Consider the following 16508-nt stretch of genomic DNA (forward strand, 5'->3'; position numbering starts at 1 on the left):
CGGCGCCTGTTCCGCACCCGGTGCCGTCGTCTTCGGCAGCAAGGGCCTCCTCGCCGCATCTCTCGCCGGAAGTGTGAGTGGCTATGTCAAGTTGATCTGGCCCCGGTAGGGCGGTTTCGTTCGGCCCCACCGGCGAACGAGGTTTAGTGTTCTGGGTGTGGATGGGCGGCCGAGGGTGCGGCGCGTTGTTGCGCCGACTGGTTGGGATCGCGAGTCGGTGCGGGTGTATGCCGAGTTCGTGATCGCGCGTGATGATCAGCTTGGTGATCAGTTATCGGTGCGGGTGAAGCTGCAGGATGAGGAGCCGTTGCCGAATCTGACGACGCGGTGGACCGTGGTTTATGTCACTCACCATAGCCGGACCTTGCGCCGGCATCTGTCGGTGGTTAAGGACGAGCGCCGCGCCTAGCCTGTGGAGGTTGCTGCTTCGGTGTGGGCGAGTCGGTAGCTGTGGGTGAACCGTCCCGGCTTTCCTGCCGTGGTTTACGTGTGGGCGGGTAGCTCGCACACGTCTTGTTGGTCAGCGTAGTGGGCGGTTTCGTATTCGTCTGGGGTGAGCATGCCGAGGCTGCCGTGCAGCCGTCGGGTGTTGTACCAATGAACCCAAGTGGCGGTGGCGAATTCAACGTCCTCACTGGTTCGGTAAGGACCGTTGTGGAAGACGTCCGTGCGGACGCATTCGGTCTTGTAGATCCCGTTGACGGTCTCCATCAGAGCGTTGTCATATGCATCGCCGACAGAGCCGATCGATGGGCGGATTCCTTCGAGGTGCAGGTGCTCGGTGAAGCGGATCGACGTGTACTGCGATCCCGCGTCCGAGTGGGCGATGAGCTGGTTCTTTGCGACTCTGTGCCCGGCTCGCTCGCGTTGCCACAGGGCCATCCGGACGGGGACGTCGACGAGCTCGACATCGCGGCGGGTGGAGTGTTCCAGCCGACGATCCGCTGCGAGAAGCAGTCCACGACGAACGCGACGTAGGTGAAGGTGGTGTGGGTGCGCACATACGTAAAGTCCGAGACCCATACCCGGTCCGGCGCCGGCGCGGTGAAATCCCGGTTAAGCAGGTCAGCAGCACGCAAGGCCCGCGAATCCGGGATCGTCGTCCGATGCGCCTTCCCACGGACCACCCCGGACAGGCCCAGGGATCGCATCGCCCGATCTACCGCACCGAACCCAGCACCAGGGAGCCTGCGGCGGGCGGCAGCGAGCATCTTCCGCCGCCCATACAGACCTTCTGGCGCAAGCTGTTTAGTCCCCTCCGGCGTGGTTGTGAAAGCGAGCTGCCGGATAGTGTCCTCCACGATCGCATCCGAGACGCCCCGCTCGGAAATCTCCTGGCTGCGCGCGCACCAGGCTCGTAGTGTTCGCGCCGCGACCTGCAAGCCTGCTACGTGCAGGGCCTGGTGGATCGACTCGACGGCGTGACCAGATGCCCGCATCTGGTAGATGAACGCCACGATCAGCGGTTTCGGGGGTCGAGTTCCCCCGCGAAGAAAATCGCCGCAGACTTGAGCACGTCGTTGACCTCCCGAAGGCGACGGTTCTCCGCCCGCAACCGGCGCATCTCCTCACGTTCGGCGGTGCTGACCCCGACGGCGCGGCCGATCTCATGCTGGGAAACCCACCGACGAACCGACTCCGGCGAGACCCCCAACGATTCTGCGACCTGCACCCGCACCGCGGTCGCCGAAGAGTACTCACTGCGGTGCTCGGTCACCAGGCGAACAGCCCGACTCCGAAGTTCTTGGGTCAACCTTGCGTGGCATAGAAGCCATCCTCTCAATCACTCACAAAGGAGCGGCAGAGAAGTCAGAACGGTTTACCTCTCGCGGGTGCTCCATCGCTGCCGGTCGAGGACGTTGCGCTGGCCCTTATCGGTGCAGCAGTCCCGACAGCCATCGCGGACCTTCGTCTCGTCGTCGCGGTCACACGTTGCGGGAGATCGCGAACCAGCTGAACAGGTCCGCGTCGACCATCAGCAGAGAGCTGCGGCGCAATCACGCGCCAGACGGAACCTATCGACCGTTCCAAGCGCACCGGATGGGTCGCCACGGTCGGCGTACGGACCGCCGGGGATGCACTTGCCGTAGCCGACTGATTCAAGGGTTCCTACGCAGGGCCTCGGTGCGAATATACCAGGCATCAATCCGTTTCAGGCGCTGCATGCCAAGGCTTGCGAGAAGATCTTCTACTCGTCGTTTGTCAAGCAGTGCCTTAAACGAGTAATTCAACCCAATTTCGTAGTCCATCGGTACGCAAACCGCAAGAATGGAGGCACCAGGGACGATGCTAAAATAATCAGCCACTTCACGCAGGAGCTCTGTCTCGTAGATTCCCTGCGAAGAGGATGAATCCATGTTATCGACAACTATTAGAATGTCGGCTTCAGAATGAAGTCGCGACATCGGCCTAGAGTTCCTCGTTTCTATTAACTCGCTTGCGATGGTGGATAACTTTCTGTCATTTGCTGCAGCTTCAAGAAGGCTTTCATTAGGTCCGCGCCGAAAGGAAATGATGGCCAGTTCGCACTCAATCAGCGTTATCGCGTCTAGCGTGTTAAAAGTTCTATAATCAAACTTTTCGCGAATTAAGGAAGCGGAAAACCATCTTATAGATGGAAACTCCTCTCGCTCAAATCGCGATGCTCGAGAAGACACTTTGAGAAGGATGTCATGGTCGAATTCACCAGTATTAGATCGATTGCTCTCGAATTTGTCTCCATTGGGTGCCTTGTTCATAATTTATCTTTCGGATAGCTTTCCAAGGGGTATCACCTCTGCATCTGCCGGGCTACTGGCGAAGCTGCTCTCGCACGGCAAGAGCTAGAAGAAGCAGCAGCAGCCATCGCTCAACGGACATCGATCTTCCCCACTGGATATGCGCCATCGCAGTCCCGACCGCGCAGTGCGAGATTCATAGGGGGCAGTTCCATCCTGTGGGTAGCGTCCAGCTTATGCTCGCTCCACGCCACTTTTACCCACAGAACATATGCGCCGGGGAGTAGCGGCACCGCGACGGTATCGGTTGTCTCCGCTACAGGCGGGCTGGCCGCAGTGTCCTCGTAGGGAACCGTCGGGCTCGCGAATAGGGTAGAGAGGTCGACACCCGCTGGCACGGAGGCGACTGATCGACCTTCGCCATCGACGAACTCGTACGTGGTCGTCCACCGGTCGTACGTCGGGGCCGAACCGAAGTTCGCCCAGCGGATGGTCAGCGTGGCAGGATCGCGGTCGGACGCGGGCGCTAGCCCGGCGGCGGTGACGGCGTACCGGTATCCCGCGTACTTCGTCGCGCGCGACCACAGGTCGTACTGTTCCGAGGTCATCCGCTCGGGCCGGCTCTGCGCCGGGAAACCGGTACTCGACGTCATCGAGACGTGTCCGTCGACGACCTGCGACACCGCCCGCCGGTAGTAGTCGAGGACTGTGCCTCCGGTCAGCATCTGCGGCGGCCACTCGGTGAGCACCGGCGCAGTCCGGTATCGCCGGCTCAGCAGCGCCACGATCGGATCGCGCTCGACGACGTACTGCGACCACTGGTTCTCCGCCCACGTCGGGATGACCGGATACGTGCCCAGCGAGTCGCTCCGCACGCCCACGGGGTGCCGGACACCCGCCAGTGCAGCGCTGTCCCTGAGCAGCAGGCGCGCGATCTCCGGGTTGCCCATCGCGGACACCACGCGCGTCGAGCGGAACGCGCGCAACGTCGCGTCCACGAGCCGCGCGGCGGAACCCGAGGTGATGTACTGGTCGCGGTACTGGCTGTAGTACCCGAGGCGCGCCCGGCTCTCCTCGGGCGAGGGCCCCGGGGTGCGCGCGTCGTCGCGGACGAATGCGACGTGGTTCTCACTGAAGTCCCCGTACCCCGACATCTCGTAGATCGCCAGCCGCTCGTCACGGTCGTACCGACGGCCGAGTGCCGCAACCAGATCGGTGAACCGATCCAGGTACTCGGCGCTGTTCCACTGCGGCACGACGTATCGGACGCCGTCCACGACATAGGTCTCAGTGGCGTCCGGTATCCCGCGGAGCCAGTCGGGCACGGACGACACCGTGCCGCCCCGCTGCGTGACATCGCAGCACGAGTCGAACGCCGTCACCCGGAACCCGAAGCGCTTGCCCTGCGCGGCCGCGTCGGCGATCGCCCGGTCGAGGGCGGAGAAGTCGTAGCGGCGCGAGTCCGGCGCCCCGGGCGGCAGCCGCCGCGGATCCTTCGGTTGCAGCGACTTCCACGGGATCCGTGCGCTGACGTCCGAAGCGCCGGGCCACGCCGGAAGCCCGCGGTTGAGGTCGGACCCCTGCGGGAACAGCGGTTCCATCAGGTTCTGGTACTGCCCCCGGAGCGGATTGACGAGATCGGGTTCGGAGAACGGGATCACGCCGATGGTCGGCGAGGCGGGCCGCGAAGCGGGGGATTCGGCGCAGCCCGCCAATCCCGTGACCATGACCGCTACGACCACGACGACCGCGAGCACCCGGGCCCGGACCGAGCGGGTCACGGCGCGGCCCGGGACAACCGGAACAACACACCCGCGAGCGCTACCAGGATCCACGTGAGGTACCAGACCTGGAGGAAGCCGGACGTGTCGAGGATCAGGGCGATCACCGCGAGTGCCGCCAATGCGCCGCTGACGCCGGAGCCGAGTTCGGCGGTGGGCCCGTCCGCGGCGGCGGAAGCGCGGACGGCCAGCACGAGTGCCACCGCCAGCGCGACGCAGAAGGCCACGAATCCGACCACCCCGGCCTCCATCAGTCGCGACAGGTACTGGTTGTCCAGGACCGGTTGCCGGAGCGCCGGATACGCGCCGACACCCTGGCCGACCCATAGGTGCTCCTGCACGTGCGCGGTCACGTACTCGATCCCCACCTGCCGGGACTTGATCGACGAGTCGGTACCGGACCCCGCGAAGGTCTGGACCAACGCGGAGACGACGTTGATCTGGGCCGCTATGCCCACGAGAGCGACGACCGCACATCCCACCACCAGACCGGCGAGCCGCCGGATCGGCCAGCGCCAGCACATCACCACGACAGCGGCGATGGTCCCGACGACGGCGGATCGCGAGACGGTGACCAGGTCGCCCACGACGAGGATCACCAAGCACACCGCCCAGGGCAGCGCCGATGCGCCCCGGGCGCGCGCGTTGAGGCACAGTGCCGCGGCGAGGGGAATGAGGACCGTCAGGATCGCGCTCAGCTCCAACGGGTGCCCGGCGCTGCCCTGCGGGCGGTCGAGTCCCTCCCGGGTGGCGTTCTGGACGATGACGAAGTCGTTGGCCTTGGTCAGCCCGGGGATCCGGAAATCCGGGGCGACGTCGATGCCCGTGCCGAACCGTACGAGCGCGAAGAGCGCGCTCAGCGTGCCGCCGAGAACGAGTCCCGCCAGCACGATCCGTACACCGTGTTCCGAGCGGAGCACCGCCAGTAGCAGGAGCACCACGCCGACGAGGCACAGGTCGACCACCACGTACCGGTCCATCGGCATGAGCGCCACGCCCGGCACACCGCGGGCGGTGGCGGCCCCGTACGAGAGGAACGACGCGAACACGTAGCCCGAGACCGCGACCACGACGGCCCGATCGGAGACCGGGCGCGCGTTGCCGGTGAGCCACGCGCCGAGCCACACCAGGGCGCCGGCCGCGAACAGGGTCTGCGCGAGGCTCATCCCGAAGGTCGCGGGGACGGTGATCGCCTGCCGCATCGAGAGCAGGAAGAATCCGGCGGTGCCCACGAACAGCGCGCCCGGAGGCCCGAAGCGCTCCAGCCGGGAGGTCAGTGCCGACCCGGCGGCCACCGGGTCCTGAAGCCGCATCACGCCACTGGCTGCGACCGGGCCGAGCCCTCCGCGTCGGCGGGAGGATCGTCGTCGGTGTCGGCCGCGTCGTCGGCGACTACTGCGTCGGCGGGAACGGCAGCGTCAGTGTCTACGGCAGAGTCGGCGTCCGGCTCACCGTTCCGGCGTCCGCGCAGCACGTCGGCTGCGGCACCCACCAGCAGCAGGACGAGGACGGTCCCCAGCAGCCCGCCGGACGCGTATCCGACCGCGGCCCGCAGCGCGCTTCCGCTCACCGCGGCCCCGTCCGTCGGCTCCACGGGCACCCGGAGATCGGCGAACGTCCCGTCCACCACGCCGGCCTCGCGCTGCATCCGCTGCAGCCGGTCGCGCATGAAATCGATCAACGCCGTCGCCCCGCGCCGCGCCGCCTCCGGGTCCGGAGCCGACACCGAGAACGTGACCTGCGGCGACAACTGGGCGTAGTTGGCCGCGTCCCCCGCCACGGTGGACAGCTGATAGTCGGGCGACGCGCCCGCCTTGGCGACCGCATCGCGAGCCTCGTCGCGCTCGGCGGCGGTCGCGAGAACGTACGCCAGCTGCGCGGTACTGGCGACGTTGACGAACGGATTCAATCCGGCGTCCCGGTTGCCCGCCCCCGGCGGGATGACGACGACGGCCGAATTCGTCACGTAGTGCGTCGAGGTGGACGACCACCCGAACACACCCGCGGCGACGGTGACGACCAGCACGGCCAGCACCGCCAGCCGGCGCGCGAGAATCGTCCGAACGAATCCTGCGACACTCATACTTCCCTCTATCTTCTCGGTCGGAGCGGGCCGGGATCGACACCCCGCACGGGTCCGGCCGGCGCTCGTCCGGGACCGTCGCGCCCGGAGACGCGACCCGGTTCGGGTCGCACAGTGACGCAGCCGACACGCACTTTACTATGATGCAATGTCCTGGATCCGAGGCCGCCCCGCGGCCTTCAGAGGCGCCCGCGAGGCGACCCTGCGCGCTGGTTCCACCGAGTACTCCGTGCGGCGTCCCCGGATCCGGGACTACCCGCACTGGCGGAGGACGCGGATCGACGAAAAGGCACGGCTTGCAGCCGCCTTCGGGTCCCCGGACGCGGACTGGCCCGACCTCCACTCACCGTCCGCGTGGGTGGAGTGGGTCACGTCCGTCCGGAGCGCGGCGCGGCGGCGCGAGGCACTGCCGTTCGTGCTCCTCGAGCACGGCGCCGACGGTCCCCGCTTGGTGGGCGAGATCGGCGTGGGCGCCGTCGACCCGCGCACCGGAACCGGCGAACTGTACGCGTGGGCGGTCCGCACCGCCCCCGAGGTCGTTCCGTGGGCGGTGGCGCAGGTGATCTCCCGGACCTTCGACCCGCCGTTCGCATTGGACCGGATCGTCGCCCCGACGGCGCGCGGCAACAGATCGGTGCACCGAGCGCTCGAAGTCCTGCGGTTCGAACACCGTGCGACTCGGCGACGGTTCCGCATGTACGCCGGCGAGCCGACCGATCACGACCTCTGGGTCATGGACAACACCCCCGACAACCGTGCCCGAATCCGGAGGCTCGCAAAGATGAAGACCACGCCCGTCATGCGGATCGACGACACAGTCGTCGTGAGGATGACCCATACCGAGGTCATCGACCTGGTGGAGCGCCGCGCCGCCGAACCGAGCGGCGCCCCGCTCGCGCTGTGCTCCGCGAACCTCGACCATCTGCATCACTTCCGGCCGGGCCGGCACCGCCTGGGCCGCGACGTCGACTGGGTGGTCGTCGCCGACGGTGCCCCCATCGCCCGGCGGGGGGCCCACCTCGCCGGCACCGATTGGCCGCGGGTCACCGGTGCCGACCTGCTGCCCGATGTGATCGCATTGTGCGAGGCCCGCGGGTGGCCGATCGGCTTCCTCGGCGGCACCGCCCACGCGCACGGACTGCTGCGCGACGCCCTGCACCGGGACCATCCGGGCCTCTCGGTCGCGGGGTACTGGTCCCCAGAGCGTGCCGAGCTCGACGACCCGGTCTCCGGGGCGCGCATCGCGGACGAGATCCGGTCGGCAGCGCCGACGGTGCTCGTGGTCGGCCTCGGCAAACCCCGTCAGGAGCAGTGGATCGACGATTGGGGGACACGCTCCAGCGCGGCAGTCCTCCTGCCCTTCGGCGCGGCCGCCGACTTCGTGGCCGGGACCGTCGAGCGTGCCCCCGAGCGGTGGCAGCGGAGTGGCCTCGAATGGCTCTACCGGCTGCAGCAGGAGCCTCGGCGCCTGGCCCGCCGTTACCTGATCCAGGGCCCTCCGGCGCTGGCGCGGCTCCGCGCCGCCACGATCGGGGAGATCACATCGCCCGCAGCATTCGAGCCAGGTGATCGGCCATGACCTCCGTCGTGAACCGCTCCCGGACTCGCGCTGCCGCCAGCCGCCCCATCTCGATCCGGCGGTCGTCGTCGGCGAGCAGTTCCTCGGTGGCCCCGGCGAACGCGTCGACGTCGCCTGCCAGCACCAGGAGGCCGGTTTCCCCGTGGTCCACGTAATCCGCTACGCCGGGGTTCGCGGTCACCACGACCGGCCTGCCGCTGGCCATCGCCTCGAGCACGACAGTCAGGCCCGACCCGGTGACCGTCGGGTGCAGCGCCACCGCGGCGACCGATGCCCGGCGGTACACGTCCCGGATGCGTCCGTTCAAACGCTCCGTGTGCAGCGTGACCAGGCCCTCGGGCGCCTGGAAGGGCAGGCCGGACGCGAGTTCGAGACGTACCTCCGGACGCCGGTCCCGGACGGCGCTCACGGCTCGGATCAGCAGCCCGTGGTCGCGGAACCGGTCCTCGCCCGCGCTCATCACCAGGCCGGGTTCGGCGGGGAGCGGCTGCTCCGTGTAGAAGTCCGTGTCGATTCCGAGAGGTATGAAATGCAGCCGCGATCGGGCCACGCCCCAGTCGGAGTCCATGAGCGGGAGAACGGCCGAGCACTGGGCCCAGACCGCGGCCGCGCGGGGCAGCGTCCGGGCCGCGAGAGCGCCGTGCACCCGGCCGGCTGCGGCCCGCGTCGTGAGCCAGCCGATACCGGCCGCGACCGGCGCACCACCGTCCAGCAGCGCGGGAACACCGGTCCGCTCGTCGTACGCCAGCACCGCGTCGGCGCCGCGACCACGGAAGTGATCGGCCGCGGCCTCGACGATCTCGTAGCCGTCGGTCCGGTGCCGCACGGCGCGCGCGAGACGCGCGGCGGCGCGGCCGGACCGGCCCGGACCGAAGCCGGCGGACGCGAACCGCACGTCCACTCCGCGATCCGTCAGCCGGTGGAGGCCGTACGGTGACCGATCCGGAACCTCCCCGGCGGCATGCCGCCGTGCCCAGTCCGACGCCGACAGACCACCCGCCAACGGCACCGTCACCAGCACTCGTGCATCCTCTCGAACCGGCCGTGATCGACCTCACGGCGCCCGTTAACGATGGTAACGGTCCGTCGAACGCGACACTTCGTGGTCGCGCATCGTCGGGTCGGATCGCTCGCGCGTTCGGGCTCCAGGTCGGCGCACGGATGGTGGGCCTGCTCGCGTCGATCGTCACGGTCGCGGTCACCACCCGCCATCTCGGCCCGGTGTCGTACGGCCATCTGACGACCGCGATCGTCTTCGTCGGGCTCTGGACCAGCCTCACCGAGCTGGGCATCGGTGCGGTGATCGTGCGGCGGGTGACCTCCGGCGTGGGGGACTTGACTCACCTCGTCCGGGTGAACGCGGGGCTCTCGCTCGTGTACTGCGTGCCGCTGACTCTTCTGACCTGCCTCACCGGCTGGGCCGTGTACGGCGACGACCCGCAGGTCGTGTGGATGATCGCCATCGTGGGTGGCACACTGCTGCTCACCACGCTGAGCTCGTGCTTCCAGCCGGTCTTCCTCACCGACGTGCGGTTCGGTGCGATCGCGGCCTCGGACGTGCTCGGGCGCGTGCTGTCGCTGGTGGGCACCGTCGTCCTGATCGCGATTCGTGCCGACCTCGTGTGGTTCGCCGCGGTGCAACTGATCCCGCCCGCGGTGGCGCTGCTGGTGCAGGGGATCGTCGCGCACCGGTTGGTCGGGGTGCGACCGATCTTCTCGGCGAAGGAGAGCTGGCACCTCGTTCGCGAGAGCCTGCCGCAGACCGGAGTCCTCATCGTGGCCGCGTTGTACTGGCGCGCGGACGGTTTCCTGCTCAGCCTGCTGAGCACGGCCGACCAGGTGGGTGCCTACGGCCTGGCGTACACGATCGCCTTCAACGCCACCGTGATCTCCGCGGTGTACCTCACGTCCGCCCTGTCGACCATGACGAACCTGTTCGCCACCGACAAGCAGGCTTTCGCGCGGTTCGCGGAGCGCAGCGTCGAGGCGCTGCTGTTCATCGGCGCACCCCTCGCGGTCGTGGGAATGATCCTCTCCCCCGGCCTCATCCGCCTACTCGGCTCGGCGGAGTTCGTGGCGGCCGGCGGGCTCACCCTCGGCCTGCTGTTCGTCGCGGTCGCCGTCACCTTCCTCACCGCGGCCCTCAGCCAGGCGCTGTTCGCCGCACACGATCAGGTGTTCCTGCTGCGCCTGAACGTCCTGAACCTTCTCGGCAACATCGTGCTCAACCTGGTGCTGATTCCGCACTACGGTGCCGCGGGCGCCGGGATCTCGCTCGCGGTGAGCGAGCTGATCGGCCTCGTCGTGGCCGGCTGGCGGCTGACCCGCCGCAGCCCGTACCGCACGCCGTGGCGGTTCGGCCTGCACCTCTGCGTCCCCCTCGCGGCGTCCTCGGCGACCTGCCTCGTGCTGTCCGACCTCCCCGTGCTCGTCACCGGAGCGGCCGCGGCCACCGTGTACCTCGCGGCCAACCTGATCGTCGGACCGGTCCACCTGAAGTCCGTGAAAGCCATGTTGACACAACGCGACCCCGCTCCCGCAGGCGAGCCGGGCACAGAAGGGAACGCATCGTGAGCGCAGAACTGGACCGCGCGTACCTACCGGGCGGGCCCGTCGCGTCCCCGCCGCCGGCGGTACCGACCGCCCGCGAGCTGGCGGTCCTCGTGGTGGCCTACCGGAATGCGGACGACCTGCGGTCCTGCCTGGACTCGGTGCGCCGCCACCTCCCCGACCATCCGGTGCTGGTGTGGGACAACTCCGGACCGGACTACCCCGGCATCGCCGACGTGGCGAGCGAGTTCGACGAGGTGCGCTGGCTGTCGAACGGCGCCAACCTGGGCTTCGCCGCCGGCGTGAACCGGCTGGCCACCGAAGTGCCGGAGCACGACATCCTGCTGCTCAACCCCGACGCCGTGCTGCTGGACGACCTGTCGCGCACCCGGGAGGCACTGCGTCGCCCGGGCATCGCCGCGGCCGCGCCCGGGGTCCACGATCCGCACGACGCCGGTGGGCGGCGCCGTCCGTGGGACGTTGCGCACCGTCGGCGCGGCGTCATCCGCGCGCTGGTCTCGCACGCGGGTTACGCGGAACGGCTCCGCGGCACCCCGTTCTCCGACCTGTACGGGTCCAGCCCGGATCACATCGACGGCTATCTGACGGGCGCCTGCCTCGCGGTCTCCCGCGACGCCTGGACCGCCGTCGGCCCCTTCGACGAGGAGTTCTTCCTGTACGGGGAGGAATCGGATTGGCAGGAGCGGGCCCGGGCAGCCGGCTGGTGCGTGGCGCTCACCGCCGACCGGGGCGTCGACCACTCGGGGCACGGCACCGTCCGGGGCGATTCCGTGGCGAGCCGGCGCTCCGCCGATCTGCTGCGGGCGAACGTAGCCCTGAACATCGAGCACGCGTCGGGGCCTCGCGCCGCCGGCGCGTTCCTCGCCGGGCTGGCCGCACTCGACCGCGTCCAGCGTTCCAAGCGGGCCGCCCGCACCGTCGCGGCCGGCACTCCCGGCCGTCCGGCCGTCGTGATCACCACCAACCGCCTGGTCTTCGGCGGAGCCGAGCGTCAGCACGTCTTGCTCGCCACCGAGCTGCAGCGCCGCGGCTACCCGGTCACCATCGTCTGCATGCAACGGTTCGGCCCGTTGATCGGCGAGATCCCGCACTCGATCCGCGTCGTGCGCCAGCCCTGGTGGGCGCCCGCCCCCGACCTCCCACCCGGGCCGGCCGTGCTGATCAGCGGCGACACCAACACCGAGACCGGCTACGCCTCATTGTGGCGGGCGGCGGGCAGGGACCGGCGCTGGCTGGTCGCCGCGCACATCCCGCCCGAGCCCGACGGGCCGACGTACTCCGCGGGCCTCGCCGCGGCGATCCGCCGCGCGGACGGATTCATCGCGCTGTCCCCGCGGCACTGGGCCGAGGCGACGGCGTTCCAGGATCTCGGCCGGCGGGTGTTCACCGCCCCGAACGGCGTCGCCGGTGCGGCCACGCTGGACGACGTCCCGGACCGCCCGGCGGTCGCGCCGCGACCCCGCCTCGTGATGCTGTCCCGCATCGTCGAACACAAGAACCCGCACCTGCTGGTCGAGGCACTCCACGGGCTCCGGCACCGGGATTGGGACCTGTCGATCTACGGCGACGGCCCCGACCGGGAGCGCCTGGAGGCACTCACCCCCGACGACCTCCGGGACCGCGTGCACTGGCGCGGCTGGTCGCCGGGACCGGATCACGCGCTCGCCGATTGCGACCTGTTGTGCGTGCCCAGCCGGTCCGAGGCGTTCCCCCTGGTGATCCTCGAGGCGATGGCCCGCAGGGTGCCCGTGGTGGCGTCGTCGGTGTGCGCGGTTCCCGACATGCTCGACGGTGGGCGGGCCGGCGCCCTGGTGGACGACATCTCCGTCGCGGGGTGGACGGCCGCGCTCGACGACCTCCTCCCCCGCCCGGAGACCTGGCGGGAGATGGGCGAACACGGCTTCGCGCGGATGCGGGAGCGGTACACGATCGAGGCGATGGCCGACGCGTACGAGCGCGCCTTCGACGGGATCGCCGAATGACCGGCCGGCTCCTGTGGTTGTCGCCGTGGATGCGGCCGTTGGCGCGGGTGTACTGCGAGGGCCTGCGGGAGCGGGGCTGGGAGGTCGTTCTGGTGACCTCCGATCAGCATCCCGAGTCGGACGGGGCCCGCCCCCGCCCGTACGAATGGGTGCTGGACCCGCGGCCGAAGACCCCGTCGACCTGGCCGCAGTACGCGACCGCCCTGCGCCGGGCCCGGGGGTTCGCGGCCGATGTCGTGGTCACCGAGCTCGTCCGCGATCCCCGCTGGATCGCCCTCGCCGGGCGCGCCCCGCGGGTGCGGCTCGTGCACGACGACCGCCCGCACGGCGCCGACGAGCACCTGCCCGGCTGGGAACGCGCACTGTTCGGCCGGTGGGGCCGATCGGCCGCGGCGACACTCGCGTTCAGCGAGTACGTCGCCGACGCGATCGGCGCGGACGCGCACGTACCGCTCACCAGCGACCTCGACCCGGCCCGCGTCCCCGCGCTCGTGCCCGCGGAGGACAGGCGGGACTTCGTGGCCGTCGGGCGGCTCAACACCTACAAGAACCTCGATGTGACGCTGGCGGCGTGGGACCGGCACGTCTCGGGGCCGGGCTGGCGCGGTGACGAGCTGGTCCTGATCGGCGACGGGGACGGGCCCGCGGACCTCGCGCCGCACGTGCGCTGGGAGCGGGGCCCGTACTCCTACGCCGACGTGCTCGGCCCGATGTCCGCCGCCAAGGGGTCGATCGCCCACTACCGGCGTGCCACGCAGAGCGGCGTCCAGGTGCTCGCGATGCAGCTGGGCGTCACGCCGATCGTCTCGCTCGAGGGTGCGCTACCCGAGTTCCAGCCGATGGGCGAGCCCGGCATCCCCGCCGACGACGTGGCCGGGCTCGCGCGGGCGCTCGACGACCTCGCCGACCCCGCGGCCGCGGCGCGGCGCGGCGCGGCCGCGCGCGAGCACTACCTCGCGAACTACGCCGTCGACGTGTCTGCGGGCCGGCTGGACGCGCTGCTGCGCGGCGTCATCGACGCGCGAGGCCGATCCACAGCTCGCTGAGCCGGTCGTACCAGCGGGAGACGGCGAAGTCCTCGGACCGGCGGCGCGCCGCCTCGGCCAGCTCCGCCGCGCGGGCCCGGTCGTGGACCAGCCCCGTGAGCGCGGCCGCGATGGCCGGCGCGTCCCCCGGCTCGACGAGCAGGCCGTCGACCCCGTCGGTGATCGCCTCCGGGATGCCGCCGATCGGCGTGCTGATCGGCACCAGCCCCGCCCCCATCGCCTCGAGCAGGGCCATCGGCAGCCCCTCGTCGTAGCTGGGCAGCGTGAAGACATCGGCACGGGCCAACAACCGATCGCGCTCGGCGGCGTCCACCCAGTCGCGCACCGTCACCGCACCGTCCAGCCCCGCGGTGCGCACCGCCGCCCGGACCTCGTCCACCTCGCCGTCGCCCGCCAGCGTCAGGTGCACCCGGCCGGCCACATCGGCCGGCAACCCGGCGACGGCCCGGACCAGGTCGTAACTCCCCTTGCGGTGTCCCAGGCGGCCCAGCGCCACCACCTCGACCACGTCCCCTGGGCGGTCGTCCGCGCCGGACACGGCGTCCGGGAGGACGACGGGGTTGTACAGCACCTCGACGACGCCCTCCGGCAACCCGAGCGCGGCGCGGTACTCGGCGGCGAGACCGGCACCGAGCACGAGCCAACGATCCGCGGGCAGCGCCACCCGGACCAGCCGGCGGACGGGCGCGGGCAGCCGCCCCATCCAGCCCCCGAAGTCGAAGCTGTGGCCGTGGATCACCGCCGGCACCCCGCGCAGTCGCGCGGCCCACAACGCGGGAGACTTCCGGATCACGCTGCCGCCGTGCGACAGATGCACGTGCAGCACGTCGACCCGACCCGCGAGCACCAGCCACACCGCGGTCGCCATGCCCGTCAAACCCACCCGAAGACGCTCAACGGTGCCGGCGTCGACGTACGTGGGCACGACCCGGATCCGCAGCCGCGTATCCGGGTGGTCACGCATGTGTCCGATCACGGTGGCCATGCCACCACGACTGCGGGAACCGGGGGGCGCGGGGCCGATCACGAGGACACGATGCGGTGCGGTCACCGGTACAGAGTAACCAATATCGATTACACTTCCGTCACATGATTGCGAACCGGCCCCGCGCCGACTGGGCCGTCCTCACCGGGGCCCGGGGGCGCATCGCGGTCCGGCGCGCACGGCGGACGGCGCGCGAACTCCGCGCGTTCCGCCGGTCCCCCACCGTGCCGTCCGTCGCGGGCGCCGTCGCGCTCCCCTCCGCCGAGGTGCGCACCGCGGCGCAAGCCGCCGGGTTCGGCCGGTTCACGACCCGGAGGTCGCTGCTCGACGGGACGCTCAGCGCCTACGCCCTTCCCGGGCCGGCGCACGCGCAGGACGTCCTGCTCTGCAGGATCGACACCGGCACGGCGACCGCGGAGCTGACGGTGACGGCCGCGCCGTCGGTCCGGAACGGTTCCGCCGTCACCGCGCTCGCGGCAGGTCTCCTGGCCGCGCACGAGGACCTGCGACGGGTGTCCCTGCCCCTTCACGCCTCCGCGCCCGCCTGCGCCGAGCTCCTGGCCGGGGGCTTCGTCGACGAGGGGTGGACGCCCCCTCCCGTCGGCGGGCCGCGGGCGCGCCCGCCGGTTCGGCGCGACGACGCTGCCGATCCCGGTTGGCACATGTTCACGCTGTTCGCCCCGGAGCCCGCCGACGTCCACCCGGATACGCCTCCGATTCGCTATCGTTGAGATCGTGCGAGTACTGGTCACCGGCGGCGCCGGCTTCATCGGCGCGAACTTCGTCCACCAGTCCCTGGCCGAGTGCCCCGGCGTCCGGATCACCGTGCTCGATGCGCTCACCTACGCGGGCAACCGGTCATCGCTCGCGAGCGTCGCGGACCGGATCGATTTCGTGCACGGCGACATCTGCGACGAGGAGCTGGTCGACCGCCTCGTCGCCGCGTGCGATCTGGTCGTGCACTTCGCCGCCGAATCGCACAACGACAACTCGCTGGAGCAGCCCCGGCCGTTCGTGCAGACCAACGTCGTGGGCACGTTCACCCTGCTGGAGGCCGTGCGCAAGCACGGCGTGCGGTACCACCACGTGTCCACCGACGAGGTCTACGGCGACCTCGAGCTCGACGATCCGGAACGGTTCACCGAGTCCACGCCGTACAACCCCTCGAGCCCCTACTCGTCCACCAAGGCGTCGAGCGACCTGCTGGTCCGGGCCTGGGTGCGGTCGTTCGGCGTCGCCGCCACGATCTCGAACTGCTCCAACAACTACGGTCCCTACCAGCACGTCGAGAAGTTCATCCCCCGGCAGATCACGAACCTCATCGACGGCGTGCGCCCGCGCCTCTACGGGGCCGGCCGCAACGTGCGGGACTGGATCCACGTCGACGACCACAACCGCGCCGTCTGGGCGGTCGTGGACCGGGGCACGATCGGCGAGACCTACCTGATCGGGGCCGACGGCGAGGTGGACAACCGCACCGTCGTCGAGACGATCCTGCGCGAGTTCGGGCGCACCCCCGACGATTTCGATTTCGTCACCGACCGCCCCGGCCACGACCTGCGGTACGCGATCGACTCCACGCGCCTCCGCGAGGAGCTGGGCTGGGAGCCGCGCTACCGCGACTTCGGCGAGGGGCTCGCCGAGACCGTCGCCTGGTACCGGGCCAACGAGGCGTGGTGGCGGCCGTTCAAGGGAGCGACCGAAACGGGCTACCGCGCGAGCGGCGAGGCCGTCCGGACGCCGCAGGGCTGACGCCGGAACCCG

The 16508-nt window shown here is 70.0% G+C and carries 13 protein-coding genes and 2 pseudogenes; 8 read left to right on the forward strand and 7 right to left on the reverse strand.

What is annotated here, in order from left to right; genetic code table 11:
- The first annotated feature begins 157 nt into the window (after positions 1–157).
- Positions 158–409, forward strand: a complete 252-nt coding sequence (locus tag ABD108_RS05685; RefSeq protein WP_146489211.1) for a hypothetical protein — start codon at positions 158–160, stop codon at positions 407–409.
- Between the two features lie 74 nt (positions 410–483).
- On the opposite strand, the pseudogene ABD108_RS05690 reads toward ABD108_RS05685, so the two are convergent.
- Positions 484–1766 (reverse strand): annotated as a pseudogene (locus ABD108_RS05690) (IS3 family transposase).
- Positions 1767–1923: 157 nt separating this feature from the next.
- Here ABD108_RS05690 and ABD108_RS05695 point away from each other — a divergent pair.
- Positions 1924–2040: pseudogene (locus tag ABD108_RS05695) on the forward strand (helix-turn-helix domain-containing protein); the annotation flags it as partial.
- Positions 2041–2099: 59 nt separating this feature from the next.
- On the opposite strand, the gene ABD108_RS05700 reads toward ABD108_RS05695, so the two are convergent.
- From ABD108_RS05700 to ABD108_RS05715, 4 genes are all read right to left on the reverse strand, one after another.
- Positions 2100–2738 (reverse strand): hypothetical protein, encoded by a 639-nt coding sequence (locus ABD108_RS05700; protein WP_231706762.1) that lies wholly within the window; start codon positions 2736–2738, stop codon positions 2100–2102.
- 110 nt (positions 2739–2848) lie between these two features.
- Positions 2849–4498: a hypothetical protein gene (locus ABD108_RS05705; protein ID WP_193560356.1), complete on the reverse strand. Its 1650-nt coding sequence runs from the start codon at positions 4496–4498 to the stop codon at positions 2849–2851.
- Positions 4495–5811, reverse strand: coding sequence for an O-antigen ligase family protein (locus ABD108_RS05710; RefSeq protein ID WP_146489212.1), 1317 nt, complete (start codon positions 5809–5811; stop codon positions 4495–4497). The genes ABD108_RS05705 and ABD108_RS05710 overlap by 4 nt, the downstream gene beginning before the upstream one ends.
- On the reverse strand, positions 5811–6581 hold the full coding sequence (locus ABD108_RS05715) for a hypothetical protein (protein WP_146489213.1): 771 nt from the start codon (positions 6579–6581) through the stop codon (positions 5811–5813). The genes ABD108_RS05710 and ABD108_RS05715 overlap by 1 nt, the downstream gene beginning before the upstream one ends.
- Positions 6582–6729: 148 nt before the next feature.
- Here ABD108_RS05715 and ABD108_RS05720 point away from each other — a divergent pair, with 148 nt between their 5' ends.
- Positions 6730–8160 (forward strand): WecB/TagA/CpsF family glycosyltransferase, encoded by a 1431-nt coding sequence (locus tag ABD108_RS05720; protein ID WP_114515415.1) that lies wholly within the window; start codon positions 6730–6732, stop codon positions 8158–8160.
- On the opposite strand, the gene ABD108_RS05725 is transcribed toward ABD108_RS05720, so the two are convergent.
- A complete protein-coding gene (locus ABD108_RS05725) occupies positions 8120–9061 on the reverse strand; it encodes a glycosyltransferase family 4 protein (RefSeq protein WP_231706760.1) in 942 nt (313 codons plus the stop codon). The two genes, ABD108_RS05720 and ABD108_RS05725, sit on opposite strands and share 41 nt — an antisense overlap.
- A 260-nt stretch (positions 9062–9321) precedes the next feature.
- Here ABD108_RS05725 and ABD108_RS05730 point away from each other — a divergent pair, with 260 nt between their 5' ends.
- From ABD108_RS05730 to ABD108_RS05740, 3 genes are read left to right on the forward strand one after another with little or no spacing between them, the layout of a single operon-like run.
- The gene (locus ABD108_RS05730) at positions 9322–10734 is read left to right on the forward strand and encodes a flippase (RefSeq protein ID WP_114515417.1); all 1413 of its coding nucleotides are present in this window, start codon (positions 9322–9324) and stop codon (positions 10732–10734) included.
- Positions 10731–12713, forward strand: coding sequence for a glycosyltransferase (locus tag ABD108_RS05735; protein ID WP_114515418.1), 1983 nt, complete (start codon positions 10731–10733; stop codon positions 12711–12713). Before ABD108_RS05730 ends, ABD108_RS05735 begins: the two co-directional genes overlap by 4 nt.
- Entirely contained in the window at positions 12710–13759 is a 1050-nt protein-coding gene (locus ABD108_RS05740) for a glycosyltransferase (RefSeq protein WP_193560357.1), read from the forward strand. The genes ABD108_RS05735 and ABD108_RS05740 overlap by 4 nt, the downstream gene beginning before the upstream one ends.
- Here ABD108_RS05740 and ABD108_RS05745 read toward each other — a convergent pair.
- Positions 13725–14810: a glycosyltransferase family 4 protein gene (locus tag ABD108_RS05745; RefSeq protein ID WP_231706761.1), complete on the reverse strand. Its 1086-nt coding sequence runs from the start codon at positions 14808–14810 to the stop codon at positions 13725–13727. The genes ABD108_RS05740 and ABD108_RS05745 overlap by 35 nt on opposite strands.
- 38 nt (positions 14811–14848) lie before the next feature.
- On the opposite strand from ABD108_RS05745, the gene ABD108_RS05750 reads away from it, so the two are divergent.
- Both ABD108_RS05750 and rfbB read left to right on the forward strand, forming a co-directional pair.
- The gene (locus ABD108_RS05750) at positions 14849–15475 is read left to right on the forward strand and encodes a hypothetical protein (protein WP_146489214.1); all 627 of its coding nucleotides are present in this window, start codon (positions 14849–14851) and stop codon (positions 15473–15475) included.
- 4 nt (positions 15476–15479) lie between these two features.
- Positions 15480–16496, forward strand: coding sequence for a dTDP-glucose 4,6-dehydratase (gene rfbB, locus ABD108_RS05755; protein WP_114515088.1), 1017 nt, complete (start codon positions 15480–15482; stop codon positions 16494–16496).
- The last annotated feature ends 12 nt before the right edge of the window (positions 16497–16508 follow it).

Origin of the sequence: Tsukamurella strandjordii (assembly GCF_039525985.1) — a bacterium.
GTDB classification, from domain to species: Bacteria; Actinomycetota; Actinomycetes; order Mycobacteriales; family Mycobacteriaceae; genus Tsukamurella; species Tsukamurella strandjordii.